Source organism: Streptomyces sp. NPDC037290 (genome assembly GCF_055603245.1).
Map to the genome: position 1 here is coordinate 1 of NZ_JBVJVZ010000202.1, position 1018 is coordinate 1018.

Annotated in this window: 2 protein-coding genes; both read left to right on the top strand. The window is 71.6% G+C overall.

Annotation, left to right across the window (positions count from 1 at the left end; all coding sequences use genetic code 11):
- On the top strand, window positions 1-350 hold a 350-nt coding region (locus ACZ7HQ_RS45985), incomplete at its 5' end, for a GNAT family N-acetyltransferase (RefSeq protein WP_471003739.1).
- Window positions 351-522: 172 nt separating this feature from the next.
- Window positions 523-915 (top strand): cupin domain-containing protein, encoded by a 393-nt coding sequence (locus tag ACZ7HQ_RS45990; RefSeq protein WP_030583701.1) that lies wholly within the window; start codon window positions 523-525, stop codon window positions 913-915.
- Window positions 916-1018: the final 103 nt, after the last annotated feature.

Genomic DNA, 1018 nt, shown 5'->3' on the forward strand with positions numbered 1-1018 from the left:
TCGAGCACGCCTTCGTCGGCGCGGTGTCGGTGGGCGAGACGGACGCCCGGGCGGGCCGCTTCCGTACAGGCATCGAGGTCACCCGGGAACACCGCCGCCAGGGCTACGCCGCCGAGGCCACCGAACTGATCCTCACCTACATGTTCGCCGAACAGCGCTGCCACAAGTGCGAGGTGGAGGTCTACGCCTTCAACGACGCCTCCCTGGCCCTCTACCGCGGACTCGGCTTCGTGGAGGAGGGCCGCCTGCGCCAGCACGAGTACTTCGCGGGCGCGTACCACGACGTGGTCCTGCTGGGCATCACGGCGGACGAGTACTGGGCGGGGAGGGCACGGCCCTTGCTCCGCTGAGACCGGGCGACCCCGTTCCCCCGAGGCGCCGCACCGGCAGTAGCGGCCGCACCGCCGAGACCGGCTCCGGCGCCCGCCCCGCGCGCTGGGCGCTGTCGGGCTCGGGCGCCCGCCCCGCTCCATCCACCACGCGGTGTTCCGGCACCGGCCGGCGCTGCTAGCGTTCCCCCGCGTGAACGACAGCGTGTACGTGGGCAACGCGGGCAAGGACGCGGCACTGGACCGAGGATGGCTCCTCGGGCACTTCAAGGACGCCGACGACCCGCGCCACAGCGAAGCCGTGGAGATCAAGTGGGGCGTCCACCCCCGTGCCGACAGGCGATCGCAGTGGGTGAGGGGCGAGGAACGCACGGCTCTCCTGGTTCTCATCAGTGGCCGCTTCCGCGTCGAACTGCCGGGCCGTGACGTCCTGCTGGAGAAGCAGGGTGACTACGTCGTGTGGGGGCGCGGAGTCGATCACTCATGGTTCGCGGAGGAGGAGTCGGTGGTTCTGACGGTTCGATGGCCGTCCGTGCCGGGCTATGCGGTCGTGCCCTGCGACAGAACGGTGCCTGGTTCCCAGTGACCCCGCCGTCTCCCCGTACGCCGGCCACGGCCCGGGCGCCGAACTCCTCGGCGGGCCTGCCTCGCTGGAAAAGGCCGTGGGCCGTACCCCCGGAGGGATACGG